Annotated in this window: 1 protein-coding gene and 1 pseudogene; both read right to left on the bottom strand. The window is 49.3% G+C overall.

Annotated features, from left to right (window positions below; genetic code table 11):
• Positions 1-330: 330 nt before the first annotated feature.
• The gene (locus ACFPN9_RS15890; protein WP_377817245.1) at positions 331-891 is read right to left on the bottom strand and encodes a transporter; all 561 of its coding nucleotides are present in this window, start codon (positions 889-891) and stop codon (positions 331-333) included.
• Positions 892-941: 50 nt separating this feature from the next.
• Positions 942-1,041: pseudogene (locus ACFPN9_RS15885) on the bottom strand (IS5/IS1182 family transposase); the annotation flags it as partial.

The following is a 1,041-nucleotide window of genomic DNA, read 5'->3' as shown; positions in this document are numbered from 1 at the left end:
CCGACATAAACGCCTTGCCAAAGGGGGCGTCCACATATGAATCACTTCACCCCTGATTTGGGAATCCCTCCCGATTCAATCAGATCGGGTTCCGCTCTAGTACATTTTGAGGCGCCAAGGCCTGTGATTTTTACATTCTGCGCTCCCGCTAAATCTGTAAGAAATATAGTCATAAATAAAAAATGAGATAATTTCGTTTCATGGCACACTCCTTGTATTCCCAACTTGTTATAATTACTGCGGTTAATCTAACTCGTCTAATTTTTATCAAATATTAAACGAGGCTTTTGTCATTGAAGCAATGAGATGAAGCGACATTAGATTACCCTATTAGAGGATCTTAGGCTCCACAGACAGATAGAATATCGCGCCGTAACTCGGCCGTTTGTCTCGTGAAAATGTAATAGGTGCGCCGATGCCTACAACAATCTGTGTGTCGGGCAGGTTCAAGGCGTAGCGAGCGCCAGGGGAAACCGTTAGCGCATATTCGCGGTCGATCCCGCGGTTCAAATTTACGGTTTCGATACGCTCACCGACAGTTTCCAAAATTATATTGAAGTCACGCGTGACCGCATAGATGGCACTTCCTCCAATATTGAAGCTCATTGGACTGCGTCCCGAAACGTCGAAGATCGAAGTCGCCCCGGCGTTCGCGTGTAGTGTTACTCTATCGCTAACGACCTTGCTGAAGGGTAGGCTGCCCTGAATGCCGAAGGAGCCGTTCCCGGTACCCCTTCGGAAGTTTCCGGTCGGCAAGACGAGGCTGATGCGGGGTGCAAAAGCTGGTGAACCGGCGCTTTCGAATAATGCTTGATATCGATAGTTCAGCAACACGTCGCCAATTCCGCGAGCCTTTTGGCCTTCGCTTCTCAGGATCGAGTACGGCAACACGTAGGAAAGTTGATGTATCTGACTACCGAGGGAAAACTCATTTGTGAAGGCTAGGCCGTCGACTCATTACCGCGTAGCCAGATCCTGACGCATACGAGCTTGAGGCTTGCGAGGAAGTTTTCCGCGAGCTTGTCGTAGCGTGTGGCGACG

The sequence above is a fragment of the Allobosea massiliensis genome (assembly GCF_042655245.1).
Taxonomy (GTDB): Bacteria; Pseudomonadota; Alphaproteobacteria; order Rhizobiales; family Beijerinckiaceae; genus Allobosea; species Allobosea massiliensis.
The sequence above is the reverse complement of the archived record's forward strand: the minus strand, read 5'-3'. Positions and strand labels throughout refer to the sequence as shown.